The 25,615-nt window shown below is 61.2% G+C and carries 23 protein-coding genes and 1 tRNA gene; 19 read left to right on the top strand and 5 right to left on the bottom strand.

Annotated elements, in window-relative coordinates:
- Positions 1-37: 37 nt before the first annotated feature.
- The 5 genes from HJY11_RS07995 (at position 38) to HJY11_RS07975 (ending at position 4,280) form a co-directional block, all read left to right on the top strand.
- Entirely contained in the window at positions 38-559 is a 522-nt protein-coding gene (locus tag HJY11_RS07995) for a GNAT family N-acetyltransferase (protein ID WP_208075465.1), read from the top strand.
- Positions 560-771: 212 nt separating this feature from the next.
- Positions 772-1,269, top strand: coding sequence for a helix-turn-helix domain-containing protein (locus HJY11_RS15660; RefSeq protein ID WP_208075464.1), 498 nt, complete (start codon positions 772-774; stop codon positions 1,267-1,269).
- Entirely contained in the window at positions 1,266-1,508 is a 243-nt protein-coding gene (locus HJY11_RS07985; RefSeq protein ID WP_208075463.1) for a hypothetical protein, read from the top strand. The genes HJY11_RS15660 and HJY11_RS07985 overlap by 4 nt, the downstream gene beginning before the upstream one ends.
- A gap of 172 nt (positions 1,509-1,680) precedes the next feature.
- The gene (locus HJY11_RS07980; RefSeq protein WP_208075462.1) at positions 1,681-3,255 is read left to right on the top strand and encodes a site-specific DNA-methyltransferase; all 1,575 of its coding nucleotides are present in this window, start codon (positions 1,681-1,683) and stop codon (positions 3,253-3,255) included.
- Positions 3,256-3,308: 53 nt separating this feature from the next.
- Positions 3,309-4,280 (top strand): hypothetical protein, encoded by a 972-nt coding sequence (locus HJY11_RS07975; RefSeq protein WP_208075461.1) that lies wholly within the window; start codon positions 3,309-3,311, stop codon positions 4,278-4,280.
- Positions 4,281-4,476: 196 nt separating this feature from the next.
- Here the strand turns inward: HJY11_RS07975 and HJY11_RS07970 are convergent, their stop codons facing one another.
- Positions 4,477-5,574, bottom strand: a complete 1,098-nt coding sequence (locus HJY11_RS07970; protein ID WP_208075460.1) for a DUF362 domain-containing protein — start codon at positions 5,572-5,574, stop codon at positions 4,477-4,479.
- A gap of 33 nt (positions 5,575-5,607) precedes the next feature.
- Positions 5,608-6,291: an endonuclease III gene (gene nth, locus HJY11_RS07965; RefSeq protein WP_208075459.1), complete on the bottom strand. Its 684-nt coding sequence runs from the start codon at positions 6,289-6,291 to the stop codon at positions 5,608-5,610.
- A gap of 371 nt (positions 6,292-6,662) precedes the next feature.
- On the opposite strand from nth, the gene HJY11_RS07960 reads away from it, so the two are divergent.
- From HJY11_RS07960 to HJY11_RS07935, 6 genes are all read left to right on the top strand, one after another.
- On the top strand, positions 6,663-7,499 hold the full coding sequence (locus HJY11_RS07960; protein WP_208075458.1) for a tyrosine-type recombinase/integrase: 837 nt from the start codon (positions 6,663-6,665) through the stop codon (positions 7,497-7,499).
- A gap of 409 nt (positions 7,500-7,908) precedes the next feature.
- Positions 7,909-10,227 (top strand): immunoglobulin domain-containing protein, encoded by a 2,319-nt coding sequence (locus HJY11_RS07955; RefSeq protein ID WP_208075457.1) that lies wholly within the window; start codon positions 7,909-7,911, stop codon positions 10,225-10,227.
- A 50-nt stretch (positions 10,228-10,277) separates the two neighbouring features.
- Complete coding sequence (locus tag HJY11_RS07950) at positions 10,278-10,904, top strand: HD-GYP domain-containing protein (RefSeq protein WP_208075456.1); 627 nt, start codon at positions 10,278-10,280, stop codon at positions 10,902-10,904.
- A gap of 246 nt (positions 10,905-11,150) precedes the next feature.
- Positions 11,151-11,582, top strand: a complete 432-nt coding sequence (locus HJY11_RS07945; RefSeq protein ID WP_208075455.1) for a DUF2752 domain-containing protein — start codon at positions 11,151-11,153, stop codon at positions 11,580-11,582.
- A 93-nt stretch (positions 11,583-11,675) separates the two neighbouring features.
- Positions 11,676-12,932: a serine hydroxymethyltransferase gene (gene glyA / locus HJY11_RS07940; RefSeq protein ID WP_208075454.1), complete on the top strand. Its 1,257-nt coding sequence runs from the start codon at positions 11,676-11,678 to the stop codon at positions 12,930-12,932.
- Between the two features lie 100 nt (positions 12,933-13,032).
- Entirely contained in the window at positions 13,033-14,325 is a 1,293-nt protein-coding gene (locus HJY11_RS07935) for a replication-associated recombination protein A (protein WP_208075453.1), read from the top strand.
- A 68-nt stretch (positions 14,326-14,393) separates the two neighbouring features.
- Here HJY11_RS07935 and HJY11_RS07930 read toward each other — a convergent pair whose 3' ends face one another.
- A complete protein-coding gene (locus tag HJY11_RS07930) occupies positions 14,394-14,900 on the bottom strand; it encodes a hypothetical protein (RefSeq protein ID WP_208075452.1) in 507 nt (168 codons plus the stop codon).
- Positions 14,901-16,087: 1,187 nt separating this feature from the next.
- Here HJY11_RS07930 and HJY11_RS07925 point away from each other — a divergent pair.
- Both HJY11_RS07925 and HJY11_RS15160 read left to right on the top strand, forming a co-directional pair.
- Entirely contained in the window at positions 16,088-16,648 is a 561-nt protein-coding gene (locus HJY11_RS07925) for a hypothetical protein (protein WP_208075451.1), read from the top strand.
- Between the two features lie 49 nt (positions 16,649-16,697).
- The gene (locus tag HJY11_RS15160) at positions 16,698-18,053 is read left to right on the top strand and encodes an Ltp family lipoprotein (RefSeq protein ID WP_243764330.1); all 1,356 of its coding nucleotides are present in this window, start codon (positions 16,698-16,700) and stop codon (positions 18,051-18,053) included.
- A 91-nt stretch (positions 18,054-18,144) separates the two neighbouring features.
- On the opposite strand, the gene HJY11_RS07915 is transcribed toward HJY11_RS15160, so the two are convergent.
- Entirely contained in the window at positions 18,145-19,173 is a 1,029-nt protein-coding gene (locus HJY11_RS07915) for a hypothetical protein (protein ID WP_208075450.1), read from the bottom strand.
- Positions 19,174-19,329: 156 nt separating this feature from the next.
- Positions 19,330-19,406 (bottom strand) — tRNA-Pro (locus tag HJY11_RS07910).
- Between the two features lie 340 nt (positions 19,407-19,746).
- On the opposite strand from HJY11_RS07910, the gene potA reads away from it, so the two are divergent.
- The 6 genes from potA to HJY11_RS07880 all read left to right on the top strand — a co-directional run bounded on the left by potA (position 19,747) and on the right by HJY11_RS07880 (position 25,611).
- The gene (gene potA, locus HJY11_RS07905) at positions 19,747-20,796 is read left to right on the top strand and encodes a spermidine/putrescine ABC transporter ATP-binding protein (RefSeq protein WP_208075449.1); all 1,050 of its coding nucleotides are present in this window, start codon (positions 19,747-19,749) and stop codon (positions 20,794-20,796) included.
- Complete coding sequence (locus HJY11_RS07900; RefSeq protein WP_208075448.1) at positions 20,793-21,605, top strand: ABC transporter permease; 813 nt, start codon at positions 20,793-20,795, stop codon at positions 21,603-21,605. The genes potA and HJY11_RS07900 overlap by 4 nt, the downstream gene beginning before the upstream one ends.
- Positions 21,606-21,619: 14 nt before the next feature.
- Entirely contained in the window at positions 21,620-22,408 is a 789-nt protein-coding gene (locus tag HJY11_RS07895; RefSeq protein WP_208075522.1) for an ABC transporter permease, read from the top strand.
- A complete protein-coding gene (locus HJY11_RS07890) occupies positions 22,405-23,652 on the top strand; it encodes an ABC transporter substrate-binding protein (protein WP_208075447.1) in 1,248 nt (415 codons plus the stop codon). Before HJY11_RS07895 ends, HJY11_RS07890 begins: the two co-directional genes overlap by 4 nt.
- 200 nt (positions 23,653-23,852) lie before the next feature.
- A complete protein-coding gene (locus HJY11_RS07885; RefSeq protein ID WP_208075446.1) occupies positions 23,853-24,689 on the top strand; it encodes an endonuclease/exonuclease/phosphatase family protein in 837 nt (278 codons plus the stop codon).
- Between the two features lie 148 nt (positions 24,690-24,837).
- Positions 24,838-25,611, top strand: a complete 774-nt coding sequence (locus HJY11_RS07880) for a hypothetical protein (RefSeq protein WP_208075445.1) — start codon at positions 24,838-24,840, stop codon at positions 25,609-25,611.
- The last annotated feature ends 4 nt before the right edge of the window (positions 25,612-25,615 follow it).

Here is a 25,615-nt window from a genome sequence, read left to right as displayed (position 1 = left end):
GGACAGGCAGATCCAACGAAGAGGGAGGAGTGCAGAGATGACATTTCGCAAGACAGAGGCCGCCGATTTGGATGGGGTGATGGAGATCATCCGCCAGGCGCAGGACTCTCTAAAGGCCCGGGGGGTTGACCAGTGGCAAAACGGCTACCCCGACCGCCCCGCCATCGAGGCGGACATCGCCCGGGGCTGGTCCTATGTGCTGGCCGACGGAGAGCGGGTGTTGGGCACCGCCGCCATCTCCTTTGCGGGGGAGCCCACCTACGACACCATCTCCCAGGGGAGTTGGCGGGGCGAGGGGGCCTACGCGGTGATGCACCGGGTCGCGGTGCGGGAGGACTGCAAGGGCCAGGGGCTGGCCGGCCGGCTGGTGTCGGCGGCGGCTGACCTCTGCCGGGCGCAGGGGGTGGGGCAGATCCGCATTGACACCCACCGGCAAAACGCCTCGATGCAGCGGATGCTCGAAAAAAACGGCTTTGTCTACTGCGGGATCATCCTCCTGCAAGACGGCGCCGAGGCCGGGGCCGAACGCCTCTGCTTTGACAAGCTGCTGGAGGCGTGACACAACCAGAGGTAGAGGGGCGGGCGCCGATTGAGGAAAATTCGGCAAACTCCAACCTCCAGTTGTGAAAAACAGGGAAAAAGCGGGCAGAATCCAACCAGCGCTCTCCCTTCACTCAACGGCAAATCCCTTCCGGTGGGGGGCCATTTCCGGCATACTGGTACCAGGCCCCAAAGGGAGCCGCTACATCACCGAAAGGGAGAGATGAACCAATGGAAGAGAATCGGATCGGCAGACAGATCGCGGAAAACCGGCGGGCCAAGGGGCTTACACAGGAACAGCTGGCGGAGGCGTTTGGGGTTTCGCCCCAGGCGGTCTCCAAATGGGAAAACGGCGCTTCCTGCCCCGACATCCTCCTCCTCCCCAAGCTCGCCGACTTCTTCGGCATCACCGTGGACGAACTGTTGCGGGGACCTCGGGGAGAAGAGGTGCGGCTGCTGCCGCCGGAGGAGCGCAAGAACGCGGACGAGATGCTCATCAAGATCATTGTCGACAGCGACGAGGGGGACCGGGTGCGCATCAAGCTGCCCCTCTCCCTGGTGCGCATCGGCCTTCAAATCGGGCTGCAGATCCCCCAGGTGGGGGAGAACCCCGCCCTCAAGGATCTGGACTTCGACAAGATTTTTGACCTGGTGGAACAGGGGGTCATCGGCCGCCTGGTGGAGGTCGACACCGCCAAGGGCGAACACGTGGAGATCGTAGTGGAATGAACATTCGCATCCGGGAGGGGGGCTTTCGCCTCCGCCTCCCCATCCCCAACCGGCTGGCGTTCAGTGGGCTCTCGGCCAGGGTTTTTTCCCGCGCGGCAAGGGAGCGGGGCGTCGAGCTGACGGCCGCGCAGATTTTGACCCTCTTTCAGGCCATCCGCCGCTACCGCAAGGCCCATCCGGGCTTTACCCTGGTGGAGGTGCGCACCAAAGACGGCGGCGCGGTGGAGATCAAACTCTAAAAAAGCCCTTGCAGGGCCGGCGGTTTGGGACTGCCGGCCCCTTTTTGCCGCCGGGGGAGAAGCCGTTGGAATATTTGCGGGTTCGTGCTACAATAAAGCGGTGACGGGAGAGGGGCGCGCCTTGCCGGAGCGCATTTTGCACCGAAATACCGATGGGAGAGGAGGCGGCCGAATGGCGGATCAATTGGAGTTGAGGTGGAGCGGGAAGGACGAGCCCCCCCGCGTCGAGCCGCGGCTGCTGGTGGAAAACCCAGCGCTGTCCAACGCGGCGGCGGACCCGGAGACGGAAAACATGTTGATTCACGGGGACAACCTGCTGGCGCTCAAGGCGCTGGAGGGCCAGTACGCCGGGCGGGTAAAGTGCGTCTACATCGACCCGCCGTACAACACGGGCTCTGCCTTTGCCCACTACAGCGACCACCTGGGCCACAGCCAGTGGCTGCAGCTCATGTGCGCCCGCCTAAAAATCCTGCGGGCCCTCCTCGCTGAAGACGGCAGCATCTGGATGAGCATCGACGACGACGAGGGCCACTACCTGAAGGTGCTCTGCGACGAGGTGTTCGGGCGAAACAACTTTGTGAGCACCGTCGTCTGGGAGAAAAAATACACCGTGGCAAACGACGCGAAGTGGCTGTCGGACAACCACGACTTCATCCTCGTTTACGCAAAGAACAAGGAGGTCTGGCGGCCAAACCGCCTGCCCCGCACGCCGGCGATGAACAGGGCCTACAAAAACCCCGACCACCACCCCAAGGGGGTGTGGAAATCCACCCCGCTGCACGCGAAGAGCGGTTCGCCGGGGGGGACGGCTTTTTCGTACACCTTTCAAAATGGAGTCGTCTACACCCCTCCCCCCGGGACCTTCCCCCGGTATTCGGCGGAGTCCCTGCGGCGGATGGAGGAAAACGGCGAAATTTGGTTTGGCAAAGACGGGAAGTCAATTCCGTCCAGAAAGACGTTTTTGTGCGACTTGAAGCGACAGGGGGTGCCCGCCAAGACCATCTGGCACTTTGACGAGGTGGGGCACAACCACGAGGCGAGAAAAGAGGTCAAGCAGTTCAACCCCGAGGAGGTCTTTGCGACGCCCAAGCCGGAGCGCCTTGTGGAGCGCATTCTGCTCCTCGGCTCCGCCCCCGGGGACCTGGTTTTGGACTCCTTCCTGGGCTCGGGCACCACCGCTGCAGTCGCCCACAAGATGGGAAGGCGATACATCGGCATCGAGATGGGGGATCACGCTTACACCCACTGCAAGGCGCGGCTGGACGCGGTCGTCGCGGGGAGCGACCGGGGCGGCATCACAAAGGCCGTCAATTGGCAGGGCGGCGGGGGCTACCGCTTCTACGAGCTCGCCCCTCCCCTTGTCAACCGGGATGACTCCGGCCAACCCGTCATCGACGGGGCCTACAGTGCGGAGAGGTTGGCGGCGGCGGTCGCCCTGCGGGAGGGCTTTACCTACTGGCCGGACGGCAGTCGGTTCTGGAAACAGGCATTCAGGGGCGATGGATCATACCTGTTTGTGACCACCCGCCGCCTGACCGCCGCCCTCCTCGCCTCCATCGGGGCGACGATGGGGGAGGGCGAGCGCCTTGTCATCGCCTCCCCCTCGCCGGACAGGGAGCTGGACGGGGTCTGTTCGCAGATTGCCCTAAAGGAGATCCCGCAGGAGCTGCTTGCGCGCTGTGCCGCCGAAGCGGACGGCAGAGCCCCCCTTATCGTGCACCCGCCGGTGTGCGGGGTGGAGGAGTAGGGCCGGCGGCAGAAACAGCCTGTTTGGGGCGCGTTTGGAGGGAGGTCGTCAAGATGAACTATACCAGAGAGTACGCCGTTTACACCCCGACCTTAAAATCGGGGGAGGGGTGGCCGGTAAAGGTCAACCCCTCCCTGGGAAATTTCACCTATGGCTTTGACGATTCCGTTTTGGCGGCGTTTGGGCTGCGCGCAGTCTCCTTCTGCTTTTTTATCCTCTGGGATGAGGGACCGGGCCTGAGCGGCAGCCTAAACAGCGAGGTGTGGATCAAAAAGGAGCTGTCCATCCGGGGGCCGGGGCAGATCAACCTGAATGACAGGAGCTGTTTTGACCAAAAGTTTTTTGCCGACGAGCCCCTCTCGGAAGTCGTGAGCAAGGAGGAGTTCTTTCGCGCCCACGGCCTGCACCTGTCCTACATCGTCATACGCGACCTGAAGGGGGACTTTGCACTGCGGGAAGATCAAAAGGTGGCGGTTTTGCTCAGATACGACCCGTCCACCGGCACCCTCACAAAAGACCCTGTTGCGTTGAAACAGCTGCAGGAGATGCTGGTGCAGCACTCCAACAAGAAGATGAAGATCAACAAGCCCCTCCACTACTACGAGACGGACCTGGAGAAGTACCTCCAAACCACCTGCAAGGACACGGGGGCCCTGTTCCCGGGGGACTGCGACATGCTGCTGTACGACCAAAACAACCTCTGCAGGTGCATTCTCGAATTTAAGAAGACCACCCAGCGGGACGCTGCTTCCCTTGAGGAGCAGAGCTTTTTAAGGCATATGGACCGGGACAGAAGCAAGTACACCCGCCTGAACATCCTCCGCACCGCCCTCGCCGAGAGGGAGGGGCGTCCCATCCCCTTTGCGACGGTGTTCTACTCGGTCAAAGCGGGGGAGAACACCATCAAGATCGAGCGCATCGGCCCCTCTCTCCAGCTGGAGGGGGACTGCACCTTTGCGATTGGCCCCAACTTGCTGGAAAACCAGCGGCTGATCCTCCAAAAGACAATGGAGATATGCAGCTAGAGGGCTGCCCTGCAAATTGGCCTTTCCTCGACAGGGGGCAAGGCGGCTGGGTGCGTCCCGCGCGGGGGATGGTCAAAGGGAGGAAGGCGGCCTTCCCTGAAAAGCCGGCACAGCAAACCGAGGCCGGAAGGAATGCTCCTTCCGGCCTCGGTTTGTTTGTGGACTGTTTTTTGCGCCGAAAACCCGTTCAGCGAATCTAGATTTCGATCAGTTCGTATTCGGTGCTGCCCAGGCCGATCTTCTCGGCGTGCAGCAGGGTCCCCTTCCAGTCGGTGGTGGGGTGGGCGGCGCAGAAGTGGTCGCCGTCCTCCCGGCCGTCCAGGTGGCTGCCGGGGAGGGCGGGCTGGCGGTTGGCCATGTCGGTGCAGGCCATATCCAGCGCCACCGGATCGAAGGAGGCGAACATCCCCACGTCGGGGATGATGGCCGCGTCGTTTTCGGCGTGGCAGTCGCAGAAGGGGGAGACGTCGATCACCAGGCTGATGTGGAAGTGGGGCCGCCCCTGGAGCACCGCCAGGGAGTACTCGGCGATCTTGCAGTTGAGGATTTCGTTGGCCTCGTCCGACGCGGGCTGCACCGCGTCCGCCGGGCAGACGCCGATACAGCGTCCGCAGCCCACGCAGCGGCTGTGGTCGATGCGGGCTTTTTTCTCCACAAAGGAGATGGCGCCGTGGGCGCAGTTCTTGCGGCAGCTGCCGCAGCTGATGCAGCGCGCCTCCTCCACGTAGGGCTTGCCGCTGGAATGCATCTCCATCTTCCCGGCGCGGGAGCCGCAGCCCATGCCGATGTTCTTGAGCGCCCCGCCGATGCCGGTGGCCTCGTGGCACTTGAAGTGGGTCAGGGAGATGACCACGTCGGCGTCCATCACCGCCTGGCCGATCTTGGCCTCGCGCACGTACTCCCCGTCGATGGGCACCAGGGCCTCGTCGGTCCCCTTGAGACCGTCGGCAATGATCACGTGACAGCCGGTGGAAAAGGGGTTGTACCCGTTTTCATAGGCGGCATCCAGGTGGTCCAGGGCGTTTTTGCGCCGCCCCACGTAGAGGGTGTTGCAGTCGGTCAAGAAGGGGCGTCCTCCCAGCTTTTTGACCAGGTCGGCCACCACCTTGGCGTAGTTGGGCCGCAAAAATGCCAGGTTCCCCGGTTCGCCAAAGTGAATTTTGATGGCCGCATACTTGTTGTGAAAGTCGATGCGGTCCATCCCCGCCTCCCGGCAGAGGCGCTCCAGCTTCTGTAGCAGGTTTTCTTCCAGGGTGGTGCGCATGTTGGTGAAATACACTTTTGAAGGGGCCATGTTCTCTCTCCTCTCGTCTCTCTCAGCCTGGGCTTAAACCGCTGGGGCGGCCGTTTTTTTGGCGGCGGGCTTCTTGGCGGCCTTTTTCTCCACACCGGTCTTTTTGCAGATGTCTGCCAGGGGGCAGCCCTCGCACTTGGGGCTTCGGGCGCTGCAGACGTCCCGCCCGAAGTTGACCAGCCGGTGGCAGAAATTGTTGGACTCCTCGGGGGGGATGATCTTGCGCAGGGCCATCTCCACCTTCACCGGCTCCTTGCGCTCGGTTAGACCGATGCGGTAGGACAGGCGGATGCAGTGGGTGTCGGTGACGATGGCCGGCTTGCCGAACACGTCTCCCACGATCAAATTGGCGGTTTTGCGCCCCACCCCGGGCAGCTTGAGCAGCTCTTCCAAGCTGTCGGGCACCTGGGAGTCGTACTGGTCGATGAGCATCCCGCAGAGGCTGACGATGTCCCGCGCCTTGGTCTTGCCCAGGCCGCAGGGGCGAACGATCGCCTCCACGTCCTGGGGGTCGGCGTCGGCTAAGGACTCCAGGGTGGGAAAGCGCTCAAATAAAATGGGCGTGATCTGGTTTACCCGCGCGTCGGTGCACTGGGCCGCCAGCCGCACCGCGATGAGCAGCCGGTAGGGCTGGTCGTATTCCAGCGTGCAGTCAGACATGGGATATATTTCCTTCAGCCGCCGCACCGCCTCTAAAGCGCGCTCTTTTTTGGTCATGAAACACCCTCCTCACAGGGCGGAAAAAGCCGCCGGGAAACGGCCTCTATCCCGCAAATTAGACAAAAATAGTGTACCATACCGGCCGGTGTTGCGCAAGGTGGCGGAGCGGATTTTATCCGTTGTAAAATGGGAGGCGATTCCGGCCGCTGGGCAGGGAGAGCCACCCAGCAGCCAGAATCGCATCCCCGGGAACCGCGCCACCCCCTCTTGTTTGCGCTGGTTGGGACGGCGTCTACGAAATCGACCTGCAATGGCGGAGCGATTGTTCCCTTTGCGGCTTTTCCAACTTTCCAATCTGCCGCGGGACGGGTGTCAGGGGAATGGGCGGCTGGACGGTGGGAACGCTGTTGTATTGGGAGGTTTTAAAAATGGAAAAGTGTTTCAGAACACAGCTGGAAGCATACCTTGTCCACCTGCAGTTGGCGGAGAGAAGCCCTGCCACCCGGCGGCAGTACAGAGGGGCCATCCTCGATTTTATCGAATATTTGGGGGGTGAGCCGGCCACCAAAGAGGTGGTTATCAGGTACAAAAACCGGCTGCAAAAAATCTATCTGCCCGCCAGTGTGAATGCCAAACTCGCCGCCCTCAACGGATTTTTTTCCTTTGTCGGCGGGGATGGGTTGCGGGTAAAACAGCTGAAAATTCAGCGGCAGGCCTACTGCCCCAAGGAGAGGGAGCTGACCAAGGCCGAGTACCTGAGGTTGGTCAAGACGGCCCAGCGGCGGGGGGATCTGCGGCTGTCCCTGTTGATGCAGACCATCTGCAGCACGGGTATCCGGGTGTCGGAACTGCGCTTTATCACTGCCGAGGCGGTGCGGCGGGGGGAGGCGCTGGTACAGCTCAAGGGGAAGACCCGCACCGTTTTGATTGCGGGCAGGATGCGAAGCGCCCTTCAAAGATATATGCGCCGGGCGGGGATACAGGCCGGGCCGATATTTGTGAGCCGGGCCGGCCGTCCCCTGGATCGCAGCAACATCTGGAAGATGATGAGGGGGCTGTGCAGGGGCGCGGGGGTGGCGGCGGAAAAGGTGTTCCCCCACAACCTGCGGCACCTCTTTGCCCGGTGCTTCTACGCCGCCGACAGGGACATTGCCAAGCTGGCGGACATTCTCGGCCACAGCAACATCAACACCACAAGGCTCTACATTGTCTCCACCGGGCAGGAACACCTGCGCAGGATGGATGCCTTGGGGCTTGTGGTGTGAAGAACAATAAAAAAACCACATAATTTGCATTATGTGGTGCGCAAACAGAATATTTTGGACGCTACATAGGTTGTTTTCAATATTCTACCCTCCTTTCCTCCAAAAGTCAATCTGCAATCGCCTCTGTTGGGGAAAATTTGCGCGACAAACAGGCCTTTGCGCTCAGAAATGGCGCAAAGGCTTCTTTTTTGTGTCTTTGCAAAGGGGGCGGCTGCCGCCCGGTTGAAAAACGTGTCCCTTTGCGCCCCCTTATTTCACCTGAAGGGGAGGGGACACCACATAATGCAAATGATGTGGTGTCCAGGCGGCGGGGCGCTCATAGGGCGTGACGTTCTGGTCGGGCGCAGGAGAGACGGACGGCTTGCCGCCGGAAACGGGATGTCGACAAATAAAATTGGAGGAAAAAAAGATGAGGACACGGAAATTGAGGACGGGTAAGTTAAGGGGGCTCTTCTCGGCATTTTTATCTCTGGCAATTGCAGTCTCCGCCTGCGGCGCAACGGCTTTTGCCCAGGGAGAGGAGCCTGTCTCCCCAGCCCCCAAAGCGGCGGGAGAAGCAAATCTGGACGCAGGCCCGGAAAGGGCGACCGGCGGGGCCACCGTCTATATCGACGGTGTGAGAGGGTCGGACGGCAACAGCGGCGCAGACGCCGCGAACCCGGTCAAGACCCTGGAAAAGGCGCAGGAGCTGGCGGGGGAGGGCGGCACCATCCTGCTGGGCGGAAAGGTCGCCCTCAACGATGGCCAGGCGCATACCCTGGGCGGCAAAGTTGCCCTGCGGCGAGCGGCAGGGTATCAGGGCGTGATGATAGAGGTAGACGCCGCCACCCTGACCATCGAGGATGCAACTGTTGATGGCAACAAGGGCGAGGCGCCGTCTGCCACGGGGTCACTGGTTCTCGTCACCGGCGGGGGCGCCCTCGTCATCGGCCCCAACGCCCGCCTGGTCGACAATGCCCGGCGAGGTGTGGAGCTGTCCGGAACCAAGGCCGAGAGGGCCACCGCCACCATGTCCGGGGGCGAGGTCTCGGGAAATGAGGGCAGCGGCGTCGTTTTGGCCTGGGGCGGAGAGTTTCGCATGACGGGCGGGACGATCTGCGACAACCAGTCCTTTGAACAGGGGGCAGGTGTCGCCGTGATCAGAGAGGGCGCGGCCTTCTACATGTCCGGTGGGTCGGTTGAAAACAACACCGGCACCTCGGGCGGCGGCGGGATCGGCAACTCGGATGGGTATGTGGAGTTGACCGGCGGGACCGTTCGCAACAACAGCGCCCCTTGGGGCGGGGGGATCGGCACCTTTGGCGTCGGCACAACCGTCCTGGATGGCGGGGCCATCACTGGCAACAGGGCAGACGGCAATGGCGCTGGGGCCTACCTGGAGGGGTTTGACACGGGCATTGGTGCCACCGGCGAGCGCTGCCGGTTCATCGTGAAAAGCGGCAGCATCACCGGCAACACGACCGAGGGCGGCAACGGCGGCGGCATCTACGCCTGGGCCGGGGAGCGCCCGACGATCGCCGAAATCCAGGGCGGGACGATTGCCGGCAATGCGGCAAATTCGGGTGAGGCGATCGGCATCAGCGGCGACGGGGAATACCAGTGCGCCCGGCTGCAGGTGAGCGGTTCCCCCACCATCTCCGGCGTGGTCAACATGTGGGATGACGTATTTGAGACAGTCAAGGTGGAGGTGGTGGACACCTTTGCCCCCACCCAGCCGGTGGTGCTGGACGACAACATGTGGGTGAACCTGCGGACAGTGGTCTCCTACGATGAGGGGCTTGCACCCGATGTGGCGCAGTTTGAGTGCAATGGGGAAACATGGGGGATTGTCCAACAGGGGCAGGAGCTAAAGAGAATCCGGCTGGCCATTGTCGATTTCTGGGTGTACACCACCGAGCGGTACGAGGCCATCTACATCCTGCCCGGCACCGTCATCGACCCGGCGGACATTCCCCCGGAGGCCGTGACCAAGGCCGGCTACCGCGTGGTTGGCTGGGAGCGCAGAGATGTGGACTCGGGTCTGCCGATCGGCAATTGGAATATGGGGGCTCCCGTTTCGGAGCACCTGCTGCTTCACCCCATCTGGAAATTGGACACCCCCGCCGTCTCCCTGTCGGCGAATCAGGAGGTGGTCCACATCAAGGGGGACGAGGCGACGCTGACCGCCGCTGTCTCTCCCCACGGGGCCGCCCATGTCAGCTATCGCTGGCAGTGGTACAAAGACGGGGAGATCATTGCGGGAGCCACCGCCCCGCAGCTTAGCATCCAAGCGGCGGGAGAGTACAGGGTGGTGGTGATTGCAGACGACGGGGAAGGGCTGTCCGACCCGGCGGAGGCGGCCGTCTTCATCGCCGAAGAGGGCCACCTCTACAAGGGCTGGCTGTCCGACCCGGCGCACCACTGGCAGACCTGTGAAATTTGTGGGGAAGAGGCCCATGGGGCGGCCCACAGCTTTGGCGGGTGGGTGATTCGCAAAGAGGCGACGACGGAGGAGACAGGGCACAGAGAGCACAGTTGTACTGTCTGCGACTACACCGAGGAAGAGGAGATCCCGCTCATCGAAAAGACGCCCGAGGAGCCCTCCGGCGAGGAAGGGCGGCCGAGCGGGGAGAAACCTTCTGACACCCCCCAGACCGGCGACATCGGCGGCCTGACGTGCGCTGTCCTGGCATCGGCCCTGGGCCTGACGGCGGCAGCGGCGCTGATTCGGAGAAGGGCGCGCAGATAGCCCTCCCTCCCGCGGCGACCGCGGAGGAAAAGAAAGGGGATGGAGGCGCGATGTCCTGTCAAGGCCCCTCCCAATGGGAGCACCTCTACCGGCAGCTCTCCCCCTCTCTGCGGGGGCACTGCCGGCGGGTGGGGCGGATCGCCGGGGAATTTGTTCGGTATCTTCTGGAGAGGGGGGACTGTTCGCGCCCTCTCCGTGCCGGCGACCCCCTGCGCGCCGAGCAGGTGGGGAGATACCACGACATCGGCAAGCTCGCCCTTCCAGAGTCCATCTGGACGAGCGACCGGCCACTGACAGCGGCCGAAAAAAAGTTGATGTGGGCGCACCCCCTGTTTGGCGCTTTCCTGATCTGCGGCCGGGTGCAGTCTACGGCCGCGCAGGCAGAGCACTGCCGAGATGGCTGGCGGGGGGAACTCGCCCGGTGTTGCCAGTGCCACCACGAGCGCTGGGACGGGACGGGCTACCCCCTGGGACTTGCCGGGGAAGAAATTCCCCTCCTGGCCCGAGTTGTCGGCATCGCCGACAGTTACGACGCAATGACCCAGCGCCGCCCCTATCGCGACCCGCTCAGCCGGGAGGCGGCGCTAATGGAAATCCGCCAAAACGGCGGGCGGCAGTTTGACCCGCTGTTGGCAGACCTGTTTTGTCAGGCGATGGAGGGGATGCGGCCCTCTTGAAAGCGGGAGGGGGAACGTCTTTCTCGTGAGGCGGGGCGGCCCTGTGCCCCCGGCCAGGAGGATATGTGCAGCGGTGGAGAGGGGCCCGGCAACCAGCCGGGCCCCTCTCCGGCGTTTGTCCGGCGAGACCCGGCAGGGGATCCGCTGTACCCGCCTTTGCCAGCGCGGTTCTTTCGTGGTAGAATAGCAGCGTCGGCTGCCCGCCGGTCTGTGCCGGGCAGTTCGGAGAAACAAAGGAGAGGAAGTATGTCCGTGAAGCGCGCCCCATCCGCCCCCCGCCCCAAAAATCGCTGGTTGGTTTGGCTGATCGCCGCCCTATTCGCTGTAGAGGTGGTGCTGATTCTTACCGGCCGCTACCAGTGTCCCTTTTATGCGATCACCGGGGTGCCCTGCCCCGGTTGCGGCCTCACCCGCGCCGGCATCTGCCTGTTGCAGCTGGATTTTGCCGGGGCCTTCGCCCTCAACCCGTCAATCTACCTGGTGGCTCTGACGGCGGGGTTTGCCCTCCTCTCCCTCCTCCTCAAAAAGACCTGGCACACCCAGGTCTGGCCCTACGGGGCGATGATGGTGGGGGTGCTGCTGATCTACGTGGTGCGCATGGCCCTCTATTTCCCCCACACCTACCCCCTGGTCTGGAATGAGAGCGCCCCCCTCTTTCAAATGTTTGCCGGCCGTTAGGGCCGCCTTGTACTTTTGGGGAAATGGGGGTATACTGGTTTGTAATGCGGCCGCGGCCCTGGCCTGCGGCTTTGACAATGGGAGGGAAGAATTATGTTTGCAGATATGATGGACACCATCGGCTTTGTGGGAAAGACCGATCCCGAGTTGGCCAAGGCCATGGGGCTGGAGCTGGCCCGCCAGCGCCGCAATTTGGAGCTGATCGCCTCCGAGAACATCGTCTCTCCGGCGGTGATGGCCGCCATGGGGAGCATCCTCACCAACAAGTACGCCGAGGGCTACCCCGGCAAGCGCTACTACGGCGGCTGCGCCTACATCGACATGGTGGAGACCCTGGCCATCGACCGGGCCAAGGCGCTCTTTGACTGCCAGTGGGCCAACGTGCAGCCCCACTCGGGCGCCCAGGCCAACATGGCCGTCTATTTCGCCCTCCTCAACCCCGGCGACAAGGTGCTGGGGATGTCCCTGGCCGACGGCGGCCACCTGACCCACGGCAGCCCGGTGAACATGTCGGGGAAATACTTTCAGTTTGCCTCCTACGGGGTCACCCGCGAGGACGAGCAGATCGACTACGACGCCCTGCGCGCCCAGGCGCTGGAGTGGCGGCCCAAGCTGATCGTGGCCGGGGCCAGCGCCTATCCCCGCACCATCGACTTTGAGACCCTCGCGGGCATTGCCAAGGAGTGCGGCGCCCTGCTGATGGTGGATATGGCCCATATCGCCGGGCTGGTGGCTGCCGGGGAGCACCCCTCCCCCCTGCCCTGGGCCGACGTGGTCACCACCACCACCCACAAGACCCTGCGGGGCCCCCGGGGCGGTCTGATCCTCTCCAACGATCCCGAATTGGGCAAAAAGATCGACAAGGCCATCTTCCCCGGCACCCAGGGCGGCCCGCTGGAGCACATCATCGCCGCCAAGGCCGTCTGCTTTGGCGAGGCGCTGCAGCCTGCCTTTAAAGACTACCAGCGCCAGGTGGTGAAAAATGCCGCCGCCCTGGCCGCCGGTCTCACCGAGCGGGGGTTCCGCCTGGTTTCCGGCGGCACCGACAACCACCTGGTGCTGGTGGATCTGCGGAACTTCGATCTCACCGGCAAAGAGTTTGAGCGCCGGCTGGACGAGGTCTACATCACCGTCAACAAAAACGCCATCCCCTTTGACCCCAAGAGCACCTTTGTCACCAGCGGCATTCGCGCCGGCAGCCCGGCGGTCACCACCCGCGGTTTCAAGGAGGCGGACATGGCCGAGGTGGCCGAGCTCATCTATCTGGCCGCCGCCGACTTTGAGGGCCAGGCCGACGCCATCCGCCAGCGGGTAGGGGCCCTGTGCGAAAAATATCCCCTCTATCTCTAAAGAGAGAAGAGAACTGTGTTACAATGGCGGGTGGGCCGGCGGGGAAAGCCCGCCGGCCCACCCGCTTTGAACTCACTTTGCCAAACAGGAGGAGAGCGCCATGCCCTTGGCCGACCGCATTCGCCCCCAAACCCTCGACGAGGTGGTGGGCCAGCAGCACCTGCTGGCCCCCGGCTCGGTCTTTCGCAACATCGCCGACTCGGGGCAGATCCCCAACATGATCTTCTACGGCCCCTCGGGGGTGGGCAAGACCACCGTGGCCCGCATCGTGGCCAAACAGGCGGGGAAGGAGCTCCACCGCCTCAACGGAACCACCGCCTCCACCGCCGACATCAAGCAGATCATCGCCGAGTTGGACACCTTCTCCGGCGCGGGGGGGATTCTCCTCTACCTGGACGAGATTCAGTACCTGAACAAAAAGCAGCAGCAGACCCTGCTGGAATTTTTGGAGGACGGCTCCATCACCCTCATCGCCTCCACCACCGAAAACCCCTATTTCTACGTCTACAATGCCATCCTCAGCCGCTCCACCATCTTCGAGTTTCGCCCGGTGGAACCGGGGGAGGTCAAGCGGGCGGTGCTGCGCGCCTTTGAGAAGATGGCAGGGGAGATGGGCTACCCCATCCACTGCCCCGACGAGGTGGCCGACTACATTGCCCAGAGCTGCGGGGGAGACGTGCGCAAATCCCTCAACGCGGTGGAGCTGTGCTGCAACGGCACCGGCTTTGATGAAGGCGGGGAGGAAAAGACCATCACCCTGGAGCGGGCGATGCAGGTGGCCCAGCGCTCGGCCATGCGCTACGACCGGGACGGGGATGCCCACTACGACGTGATGAGCGCCCTGCAAAAGTCGATTCGCGGCTCCGACCCGGACGCGGCCGTCCACTATCTGGCCCGGCTGCTGGCGGCGGGGGACCTGCCCTCGGCCTGCCGGCGGCTGCTGGTGATCGCCAGTGAGGACGTGGGCCTGGCCTACCCCCAGTGCGTGGCCATCGTCAAGGCCTGCGTCGACAGCGCCCTGCAGCTGGGCCTGCCCGAGGGGCGCATCCCCTTGGCCCAGGCCGCCATCCTCATGGCCACCGCCCCCAAGTCCAACTCGGCCAACCTGGCCATCGCCGCCGCCATGGCCGATGTGGAGGCGGGCCGCTACTCCGACGTGCCCGCTGCCATCAAAGACGCCCACTACGGCGGGGCGGCCAAGATGGGACGCGGGGTCAGTTACCGCCTGCCCCACGACTATCCCGACCACTATGTGGCCCAGCAGTATCTGCCCGACAGCCTGCGCGGCCGGGTCTACTACCGGTACGGCCCCAACAAGACCGAGCAGGCCGCCAAGGCCTACTGGGACGGGATCAAGGCCCGCCACAAAGAGGGGGAGAAGGGAGCCCTATAGACAGAAAAAGAGAACCGCCCCCGCCGCAAACGCGGCGGGGGCGGTTTTTGACTGCCTGCGATGCCTTTTTACGCCTGGGGCTCTTCGCCCTCCTGGAGGGATTCTTCCTCGGCCTTCAGGCGGGCTTTTTCCTCTGCATCCCGGCGGCGGGCCTCCTCTTTCTCGGCCTTGAGGGCGGCCACCGCGGCGTTGGCCTCTTCTGAACCGGCGATCATCACCTTGCCGTCGATGTAGATGATCTCGCCCTCCTCGACCTGGCTGTACCCCTCGTAGTCAAAGTCGTCGGGCTCCTCCCTCTCCTCTTCGGGGAGGATGTCCAGGTCGTCGTAGGTGATGGCGGCCTGGCGGCGGCGGGCTTCCCGCTCCTGCCGGGCGCTTTCGGCCTTTTCCTCCTTGCGCTCCCGGTGGGTCTGAATGGAGTACCAGACCATGGCGACAAAAAAGAGCAGCAGCAGCACGCTAAAGGCCAGGAAAATCCACTGCCAACTGCCCCACTGGGCCAGCGGGGTGCGCACCAAAAAGAGGACGCAGGAGATCAAAATGAAGAGGATGGCTATTGCAACAAAAATTCCCATGGGGGAGATCGCTCCTTTTTCGTTTCAAGTCGGCGTCCTTTGTTCGCCGGAATCAGCGCCCCGCCGTTTCAAGGCCGTTAAAAACGGGAGGGGCAGTGCCCCGTGCCCGCGGCTTGAAAAGTTGGAAAGACCTGCCTGGAGAACGGAGGAATGCAGGCAGAGAACAGCGGCGCAGTAATTGCCTTATATCATACCACGAAACCGGTCATAAAACAAGAAAGGGGGGAGGCCGCTACATCGATTCCCCTGAAAAAAGGGGGGAGGGAAAGGGATGACGCCCTCCTCTCTGCCGTGTTCCAACTGCAATGACAGAGAAGCGCGCCCCCTTTCTCTGACAAAGCCGGGGCGGAAGGTGGCGAAGGCCGCCTCCGCTTGTCCCATTTTGCTGTTTATGAGGAGGGGAGGCGGCCTTTTCGAGCGCCGTCTGGGGAGAGAAATCGAATCCCTGGTATTGGGACGGTTTTTCTGTGTTGGCAGGGTGGGTTTGGCCTTTTGGAACTGCAGAGGGGAGATGGCAATCCCCTTTTTTGCGGTGGAGCGGTTAAGGTTTGGTTAAAGTGCGCCGAGGCCACAGCAATCTCTGGGGCCCCAATAAATGCAAAACGGGATTGTCTGAAAGCGGAACAGATGCTGCTCCTTTTAAGGCTTGGGCGTGGTCGTGTGGATGACAGACAGCTTTTTACCCCCACCTTTCCCCCTTCAGGCAACAAATGAAAAGAGGATACTGTCTGTGAAAAAGCATCTCCGCTCGTCTCCCGCCGTTTTCCTGGCCGCCCTTCTGATGGCCAGCGCTCTTTTCCCGCCCCTGAACCGCCGGCGCCGGAAGGCGAAGGAAGCGACCCCGATCAGGGAGAAGAGGGGCGCCGCCCGCAAAGGGAGACGCCCCCAACACTGACGCGCCCGCGCCCACGCGGCTTTTGGCGGCCCTAACAGCAGCTGCCTTGGCCGGATGGGGCGTGTGCCGCACCCGCAGAAAAGCGATGAGATAGGCGCACAGGGAGGACTGTCCGAAAGGGGTGGCCCTCTCTTTTTGGTTCGGCGCCGGCCTGCCCAGGTGCGGGGAGTTCTGTGCAAAGAGGAGCGGTCAATCTGCACAATCTTCGTGTCGAATCTTCTCCTTTTTTGTCGTTTGGAATGTGTTATAATGGACAAAACGGGCTGCCGACAGCCCGCGAGGAGGAGTTTGTGTGAAAAGGTGCTTGGCGCTGGTCATGGCGCTGTGTCTGGCCCTGCAGTTGGCCGGGTGCGGCAGAGCGAAGCTCCAAAGGAGCGGGGCGAGTTCTTCAAAGGCGGCGATGAAGACGGTGTCCATGCAGGGCATCACCTACCGGGTTCCGGAAGCATGGGCGCAGCAGGCGGGAGAGACCGGCTACTGGCACTACCCCTCTTCCGACAAGACAGCGGGCCTCATCAATACCAACTACACGGAGGTGGACTTTTCGGCCGTCAGCAGCGAAAGTGACCTGAAATTGGGGTATGAGGTGGCCTTTCGGGGAATTCAGGACAGCGCCGACAACTTTCGCCTGGGCAAAAAGGAGTATGTGAGGGTGGCGGGCAAAGTGTCCATGAAGGTCACTTACACCCAGACCATCGGCGGGCGGGGACCCTACACCACTGTGGTCTATATGTTGGCCGATGTGGACAGAGACACCATGTACTTTCTGATTTTCATCATGGACGAGGAGATGGCCAAGGTTATGACCCCTTATATCGAACCCATCGTCGACAGCGTGCGGTTTCGCAGGTGAGGGACTGGCACACAGAGGGGCGCGCAGATGATCGTTTGGAGGTGTTGATATGAAAAGAGCAGTTGGGGCTGTCCTCGCATTGGCCCTGTGTTTGCAGCTGACGGGCTGCAAAACAATCGCGAAGAGGGAGGAGGGCGGAAAGGAGAGCTCCGCCCTCCAGATGGAGAGGGTGCAGCTGGAGAAACTCTCCTACGAGGTGCCCGCCGGCTGGCGGAAGGTAAAGGGGGACGCGGGGAATTATCACTACCCCACCCAGGAGAATGAGGCGGGCTTTTTCAGCCTCTTTTACTCTGACCAGGACGTCTCAGCCGCCACTGACACCGAGATGCTTTACGAGGTGTACGACGCAGTTTTAGAGGGGATGAAAGAGGGGTCGGAGGACTTTCGCCTGAACAAAAAGGAGCGGGTCAGGCTGGCAGGGGTGGAGGCCCTAAGGGTCAACTACACCGAAAGGATCGCCCCCCACGGAGACTACACCGTAGAGCTGTACATCTTTGCCGGCCCGCAAAAGGAGGCCATGTACTTTGCCATCTTCACCATGAGCGACGCCCTCAAAGAGGAGATGAGCGCCCAAATCGCCCCCATCACCGCCGGCTTTCACTTCAGCGGCACAGGGGCCAGCGGAGGGAAAATGCCTACTGGTGGAGGAGCGGCAGCGTCCTCTTCCGGCGCGGCAGTGGGCGGTGGCGCAAACAGCGCTTCCCAGGGAACTGGCGGCGGCCATGCCGGTGCGAGCAGCTCTGGCCAAAGCGGTTCACCCCAGAGTGGCGCAGGGCAGAGCAGTGCCGCCCAGGAAAGCGTCCCCCCGAGTGGCGGCACACCGGCCAGCGGGGCCACAGCGCAACAGAAAAAGGCCTTGAGCAGGGCCAAATCCTACCTGGGCTCCTCGGCCTTTTCCCACCAGGGGCTGATCAAACAGCTGGAGTACGAAAAATTCTCCCACGAGGACGCGGTCTACGGGGCGGATCACTGCGGGGCGGATTGGAATGCCCAGGCTCTGAAAAAAGCCAAATCCTACCTGAATTCCTCAGCCTTCTCCCACCAAGGGCTGATCAAACAGCTGCAGTACGAGGGCTTCACCGACGAGCAGGCGGCCTACGGGGCCGGCAACTGCGGGGCGGATTGGAATGCCCAGGCGCTGAAAAAGGCCAAATCCTACCTGAATTCCTCGGCTTTCTCCCACCAAGGGCTGATCAAACAGCTGCAGTACGAGGGCTTCACCGATGAGCAGGCGTCTTACGGGGCCGGCAACTGCGGGGCGAATTGGAATGAGCAGGCGGCCAAAAAGGCCAAATCCTATCTAAAGGTCTCCTCCTATTCCCGCCAGGGGTTGATCAACCAGCTGAAGTACGAGGGCTTTACCGACGAACAGGCGGCCTACGGGGCCGATGCCGCCGGGCTGTAAATCAAAAAGCGGGTCCGCCGACAGGCGGGCCCGCTTTTTGATGTCGTGTTGCCGCTGCCCCATATCCACGGCATTGCAGAGGCGGCTGCTTTTATCTCTTGTGCTGCTGTAGGCTGTAGTAGGCCGCTCTATCTCGATCTTCCACTTCGCCAAAGTTGAGGCTGAAGGTGGCCGCAACGCCTGAATCAAACACAACCGAAACGATTGGTTGCCCATACTGAACAGAGCCTTTGACAACGGTATTGTGGTCAAACGAAAAATCGACAATGGTGCTGCCGACGACACCGGGGAAATGAAGTGAAATATCTTCCAATTCTTTTTTTGGCAGTTCGGTGTTTACCCAAGAGCATGCATACTGGTCTATTGTCAAATAGCCGCCGTCAAAAAGAAAATAGAGGGGCTGTCTGAAACAATTTTTGTGGTTGGAACCCGCCAGACTCAGGGGGTAGAAGACATTTCCTGACAGGGGCTTTTCTGCCAGTATGCCGATCACCCGTCTCCCAATAGCGGATGTGTAACTGTCTATACCACTGTAGGGAAGGCCGTCTTCCAGGGCTTGAAACATCTGGTAAAATGCTTCGTAAAGATTTTCAAGGTGGTGATCGTGCTCGCAGGTGCCTTGAAAACTGCATTCGGTGCCGACGAAGTTCCAGGGCGTTTCATCTGGCTCGCTGTCGTCAATGGGCAGATTTCTGGCACCCGCATCAAACAGCAGTTTGGCGGCGGTCAACATCTGCGGAGAAAAGGTGGACAGAACGATGGCATACAGGCATTGCGCACCGAATTTTCCGTTGTTTTTGTGCACGTCAAAGCCATGGTCTAGGAAAAATTGAATGATTTGAATCATTGCTTCACCGCGGCGTTCCCGTTGGGCGGCTAAAGCAGCATCCGCATCCAGATCGATTTCTTCGGGAGAAAAATCAACCGGGTCTTCCGTATACCAATACCCCTGCAAGATTTCCGACAACACGTTTTCATCGCTCGTTTGAGGGGAAACTGCATTCAAATCGGCGCCGCGAGCAATAAGGGCCTCGGCGGCCTCAAAATGGGGAGAGCCGGAACAACAAAAGAGGTCGATCAGCTGATCCTCCAATACCCCGTACCCATATTCGTGTGACACGTTTTGACCTCCTTTTTAGGCCCGCTCTGCTAAAGTGTTGCGCCGCTTGTTTTGGCTCCGTTCCCATTTGTGTTTTGCTGAGGGGCAGAGCATTGTTCCTTGCGTGGATAGATGGGCAACAAAAAACCGCTGACTTTTGTCAGCGGTTTTTTGCTTTGGTCCGAGTGACAGGAGTCGAACCTGCGGCCTCTTGAACCCCATTCAAGCGCGCTACCAAACTGCGCTACACCCGGAACTGCCTTACTAATATAGCATATTCAATTTTGAATTGCAAGGGGGTTTTTTCAAAAAAAAGACCTGTTTTTCATTGCTCTCGCAAAAAGGGCGCGGTCATGCCACTTTCCGCTTAAAAATATATTTTACAAGAGCGAACGACTGAATTTGTTGACAAAGTGTTACAAAGCACGTATAGTGTAGGGGTATCTCATTCATGCAGGCACATGTGCATGGCAGCGTATGCCCACAGAAACCGGGGCAATCCGGTAAAAACCTTTTGCGGGGTGGAGTCAAAAGCTGTCGCGCGCAAGCCGGGAGGCGGCCTGCAAAAAACCGCAAAGGGGATGTGATAAAGAGATGAAAAACAATATCATTGAAATCAAAAACCTTGTCGTCGATTACGACGACGAACGCGTCATCGACGGGATGGACCTGGACATCGGCGACAAGGAGTTTGTGACATTGCTAGGGCCATCCGGCTGCGGCAAAACCACCACCCTCCGCGTCATCGGCGGGTTTGTGGAGCCGACAGCAGGAGAGGTCCTTTTTGATGGCAAAGACATCAAGGCCCTGCCGCCCCACAAGCGGCAGGTGAACACCGTCTTTCAGCGCTATGCCCTCTTTGCCCATCTCAATGTCTTTGAGAATGTGGCGTTCGGGCTGCGCATCCAAAAGCTGCCGGAGCAGGAGATCGCCAACCGGGTGCGGGAGATGCTGGAGCTGGTCAATCTCTCGGGCTACGAAAAGCGCAGCATCGACCAGCTGTCGGGCGGACAGCAGCAACGGGTGGCGATTGCCCGCGCCCTGGTGCTGCGCCCCCGGGTCCTCCTGCTGGACGAGCCCCTGGGCGCCCTGGACCTAAAACTGCGCAAGGGGATGCAGGTGGAACTCAAGCGGATTCAAAAGAGTTTGGAGATCACCTTTGTCTACGTGACCCACGACCAGGAAGAGGCCCTCACCATGAGCGACACGGTGGTGGTGATGAACGACGGGGTCATTCAGCAAATCGGTTCTCCCGAGGATATTTACAACGAGCCCATCAACGCCTTTGTGGCCAATTTCATCGGCGAGTCAAACATCCTGCCGGGCATCATGCGGCGGGATTTCCTGGTGGAGTTTGGCGGCGCGGAGTTTGTCTGCGTGGACAAGGGCTTTGAGAAGGACGAGCAGGTGGATGTGGTGGTCCGCCCGGAGGACGTGAAGATCGTTCCCCAGATTTCCGGCCAGATCACCGGGGTGGTGGAGTCCATCATCTTTAAGGGGGTACACTTTGAGATCGGCATCGACTCCATGGGCTATCACTGGAAGGTCCACTCCACCCAGAGCGAGCAGGTGGGCGCCGTGGTGGGGATGACCCTCACCCCCGACGACATCCACATCATGCGGAAGATGGAGGGGGAAAAATGAAGTCAAAGCTGCCCTCCCTCCCGTACCTGATTTGGATGGCGGTCTTCATCGTCGTCCCGGTGGGGCTGGTGCTCTACTTTGCCTTCACCACCCAGGACGGGACCTTTACCATTGAAAACATCTCCCAGGTGGGCCAGTACACCGGGGTGCTGCTGCGCTCCATCTGGCTGGCGGCAGTGGCCACGGTCATCTGCCTGCTGATCGCCTACCCCCTGGCCTTCTTCCTCTCCCGCACCCGGGCCTCGGTCCAGCGGACCTTCATCATGCTGGTGATGCTGCCCATGTGGATGAACTTCCTGTTGCGCACCTACGCCTGGATGACCCTGCTGGAAAACGGCGGTCTCATCAACAAGTTCCTGGGCTTTCTCGGCCTGGGACCGGTGCAGATGATCAACACCTCCGGCGCGGTGGTGCTGGGGATGGTCTACAACTACCTGCCCTTTATGATCCTGCCGCTGCACTCCATCATGGTCAAAATCGAAAACACCACCCTGGAGGCGGCCCAGGACCTGGGGGCCAACTGGTTGCAGAGTTTTCGCCGGGTGGTCTTTCCCCTGAGCCTGCCCGGGGTGATGACCGGCGTCACCATGGTATTTGTGCCGGCCATCTCCACCTTTATCATCTCCCGGATGCTGGGGGGCGGCGGCAACAGCCTCATCGGCGACATCATCGAGTTGCAGTTCATCGGCGCCAGCTACAACCCCCACATGGGCTCTGCCATCTCGCTGGTGCTGATGGTGATCGTGCTGCTGTGCATGAGCCTCTTTAACCAGTTCGACAGTTCTGGAAAGGAGGGCATCTACTCGTGAACAACAAAAAGAAAATGTCCTTTGGCGCCAAGTTCTATATGGTGCTGGTCTACGCCTTTCTCTACCTGCCCATCGCGGTGCTCATCGTCTACTCCTTCAACGAGTCCAAGAGCCGGGCGGTCTTCTCCGGCTTCACCTTTGACTGGTATGCCAAGCTCTTTCACAACGAGGCCATCATGTCTGCCCTCTTCAACTCCCTGATCGTGGCGGTCATCGCCTCGGTGGCGGCCACCGCCATCGGCACCCTGGCGGCGGTGGGCATCAACGCCATGAGCCGCAGGATGCGCAGCTTGGTGATGAATTTCACCTATCTGCCGGTCATCAACCCGGAGATCGTCATCGGCGTCTCGCTGATGCTCCTCTTTGTCTTTCTGCGCTTTCAGTTTGGGCTCACCACTCTGATCATCGCCCACATCACCTTTGATGTGCCCTATGTGATCCTCAACGTCATGCCCAAACTGCGCCAGATGGACGCCCACCAGGTGGAGGCGGCCCGCGACCTGGGCTGCAACCCAGTGCAGGCCTTCTTCAAGGTGGTGATCCCCGAGATCATGCCGGGGATCATGTCCGGCTTTTTGATGGCCCTGACCTACTCCTTCGACGACTTTATCATCAGCCACTTTGTGGCCGGCCCCACCGCCCAGACCCTGCCTCTGGCCATCTACTCCATGACCCGCAAAAAGGTCAGCCCTGAGATCAACGCCCTCTCGGCGGTGATGTTCGCGGTCATCCTCTCCCTTCTGATGGTCTACAACCTGGTTTCTGCGCGGCGGGATCGCAACAAGGGGAGGGCGGGAAGATGAAAAAAAATCGCCTTTTCAAGCGGGTGTTCTCCCTGCTGCTCTGTCTGGCGCTCCTCCTCTGCGCCGCCTGTCCGGCCCTGGCCGAGGAGGACGGTTACGAGTTTGACACCACCGGGGTGGACTACCAAAAATTTCGGGGGCAAAACGTCTCCATCAACGTCTACAACTGGGGGCTCTACATCGCCGAGGGCGAGGACGAGTCCATGAACGTCTGCAAGGAGTTTGAAAAGCTCACCGGCATCAAGGTCAACTACACCAACTTCGCCACCAACGAGGAGATGTACGCCAAGCTCAAGAGCGGCGCCTCCAAGTACGACGTGATCTTCCCCTCCGACTACATGGTGGGCAAGCTCATCGAGGAGGGGATGCTGGCCGAACTGAATTTTAAAAACATCCCCAACTACGAGCGCTATGTGGACGACAACTTTAAAAATCTCGAGTACGACCCCGAGGGGAAGTACTCGGTGGCCTACACCTGGGGGACGGTGGGCATCCTCTACAACACCGCCATGGTGGAAAAAGAGGTGAACAGCTGGGACATCCTCTGGGATATGGACTACGCCGGTCAGATCTTGATGTTCAACAACTCCCGCGACGCCTTCGGCATCGCCCTGAAGAAGTTGGGGTATTCGATGAACACCACCGACAAGGACCAGCTCAAAGAGGCGGCCGATCTCCTCAAGGAGCAAAAGCCCCTGGTGCAGGCCTACGTCATGGACGAGATTTTTGACAAGCTGGGCGCGGGGGAGGCGGCCATCGCCCCCTACTACGCGGGGGACTACGCCCTCATCAAGGCGGACAACCCGGACATCGCCTTCGCCTTCCCTGAGGAGGGGACCAACCGCTTTGTGGACGCGGCCTGTGTGCCCAAAGACTGCAACAACCAGGAGGCGGCAGAGCTCTTCATCAACTTCCTCAACGACCCAGCCGTGGCCTACGAGAACTTCGAGACCATCGGCTACTCCTCCCCCAACACCGGGGCGCTGGAACTGATGGACGAGGAGGAGAAGGCCGACCCGGTTCTCTACCCCGGGGACAAGGTGCTGGAGAGCGCCGAGACCTTCCTCAATCTGGACGACGAGACCAACGAGTACATGCAGCAGCTCTGGATCGAGGTGCTCAGTGACGATCAGAACGTCAACCGCTGGATCATTCCCGTCTTTGTGGCGGGGGCCGTTGCCGTCTCCCTCTTCATCAATGTGCGGCGAAGCATCAAAAACCGCCGCAAGCGATATGAAAAATAGCATTCTTTCCAAAGGGGAGGGCGGCCGTCGGCCGGCCTCCCTTTTCTGCGCCCCTTCCCAGGCGGCGCAGGGAGGGGGAGGAGCGCCCAAAAAACTTGCAAAATCCTTTCAAAGCGCTGAAAATTCCTCCAGTCCCCTGGGAGCAGGTTCCCTTTTGCGGCGATTGTGGTATACTGAAAGGGTAAGTTGGAGGGATAGCCGTGAGTGAACAGGTGCTGAAAGTCATCACCTTTAATCTCAAGCGGGACAGCCGATTTGCCCGCAAAAAAATATGGGAAAACCGCCGGGAGTTGGCAGCCGGCGTCATTCGCGATTCGGGGGCCAGCGTGGTGGGGGTGCAGGAGCTGATGCCGGTGATGCGCCAGGATATCGCCTCCCTGCTGGAGGGATACAGCCTCTTCGGCTGGGGCCGCAAGCGCAACTTGGGGGACGAGCACTCGGACATCATCGTCAAGAACGAGGATGTGGACGTCCTCTTCCACGACACCTTCTGGCTCTCCAAGAGCCCGGCCAAGATCGGCAGCCGCTACGCCTTTGCCATCTTCCCCCGCATCTGCACGGTGGTGGAGGTCTATTTGAAGAAGGTGCGCCAGCGCATCCGGGTCTTCAACACCCACTTTGACCACCTGCTGCCGGTGGCCCGCAACCTGGAAGTCAAGGTCATCTTCGACCGCATTGCCGAGTATCAGCGGGTCGACCCTCTGCCCACCATCCTGATGGGGGACCTGAACGCCGGGCCCCACTCGGGATCGGTGCGGCGGATTCAGGAGCGGTCGCTGAAAAACGGCCCTCACTTTCAGGACGTCTTTACCGCCCTGCAAAACGGGGGACAGGGGGTCAACACCTTCCACTATTTCAAGGGGAAGGACAACACCACCCGGCGGCTGGACTACATCTTCGTCACCGAGGAGTTTGAGGTGCTGGACGTGCAGCTGGACAAGCGCAGCGAGGACGGTTTCTACCCATCTGACCACTACCCGGTCATCTGTACCCTGCGGCTGCGCACCCAGGAAGCCGAGTCCCAGGCCGCCGACTGACAAAAGACTGTGAACTGCCCGGGCGGGCGGCGCACATCGCGCCGCCCGCCCTTCTCTGTCTGGGGCGGGACCTTGCCCGAGTCGGGCGGATGTGCTATACTTTTCACGACATTGCAGCCGCAGCCGCGGCGTTGGGGAGGGGTCTGTTTTGACACAGGAGATCAAGCGGCAGGCAAGGGAGCTCTGCCGGGGCCAAAAGGGCCTCTATCTGGTGGCGCTGATCTACTCCTTCCTGGTGACGGCAGGGGGGGTGGTGGGCTATTTTCTCCCCCAGGGGGAGGCGCTGACCCTGGGGCTGACCCTGGTGGCGCCGGCGGTGAAGCTGCTGCTCTTCCCCCTCTCACTGGGATTTGTGCGCGCCCTCTGGCGGGTGCGGGAGGAGGAGCGAGCCCGTTTGGCCGACTTATTTTGGTTTTACACAGCCCCTGGCCGCCTCTGGCGGGCGCTGGTTTTGGGCCTCTGCACCGATGTGTTGATGAGCTTTTTTTCGGCCCTTCTGAGCCGGGCCGACGGGCTGATGATCGCCCGGGGAACGGGGGGGCTGGGCACCGGTCTGGTGCTGACGATCTTCTCCCTGCTGGCCGTGGGCTTTTCCCTCTTCGTCCTCCTGGCCAAGTACTGCCAGGCCCTGTCGCCCCGGCGCAATCCCCTGCAGTCGGTGGCGGCCTCCTGCAAGGCCATGCGCCACAACTTTGCGCAGGTGATCGTCCTCATCCTCTCCTTTATCCTCTGGATTGTACCGCCGGAACTGGCGGGGATGGCGGCGGAGAGCTATGGGCTGTGGGCGGCGATCGGGGTGCGGCTGGCCTGCTCCCTCTATCTGGCCTATGTCAACAGCTATATGGGGATGGCCCAATTGATTCTGGCCGACTTTATCCTCAAGCGGCGGGACCCGGATTACTGCCCCGCAATAGAGGGATGACCCC

This window comes from Bittarella massiliensis (ex Durand et al. 2017) (genome assembly GCF_017566145.1).
GTDB lineage: Bacteria > Bacillota > Clostridia > Oscillospirales > Ruminococcaceae > Bittarella > Bittarella massiliensis_A.
This window is presented reverse-complemented; position numbering and strand designations above follow the sequence as displayed.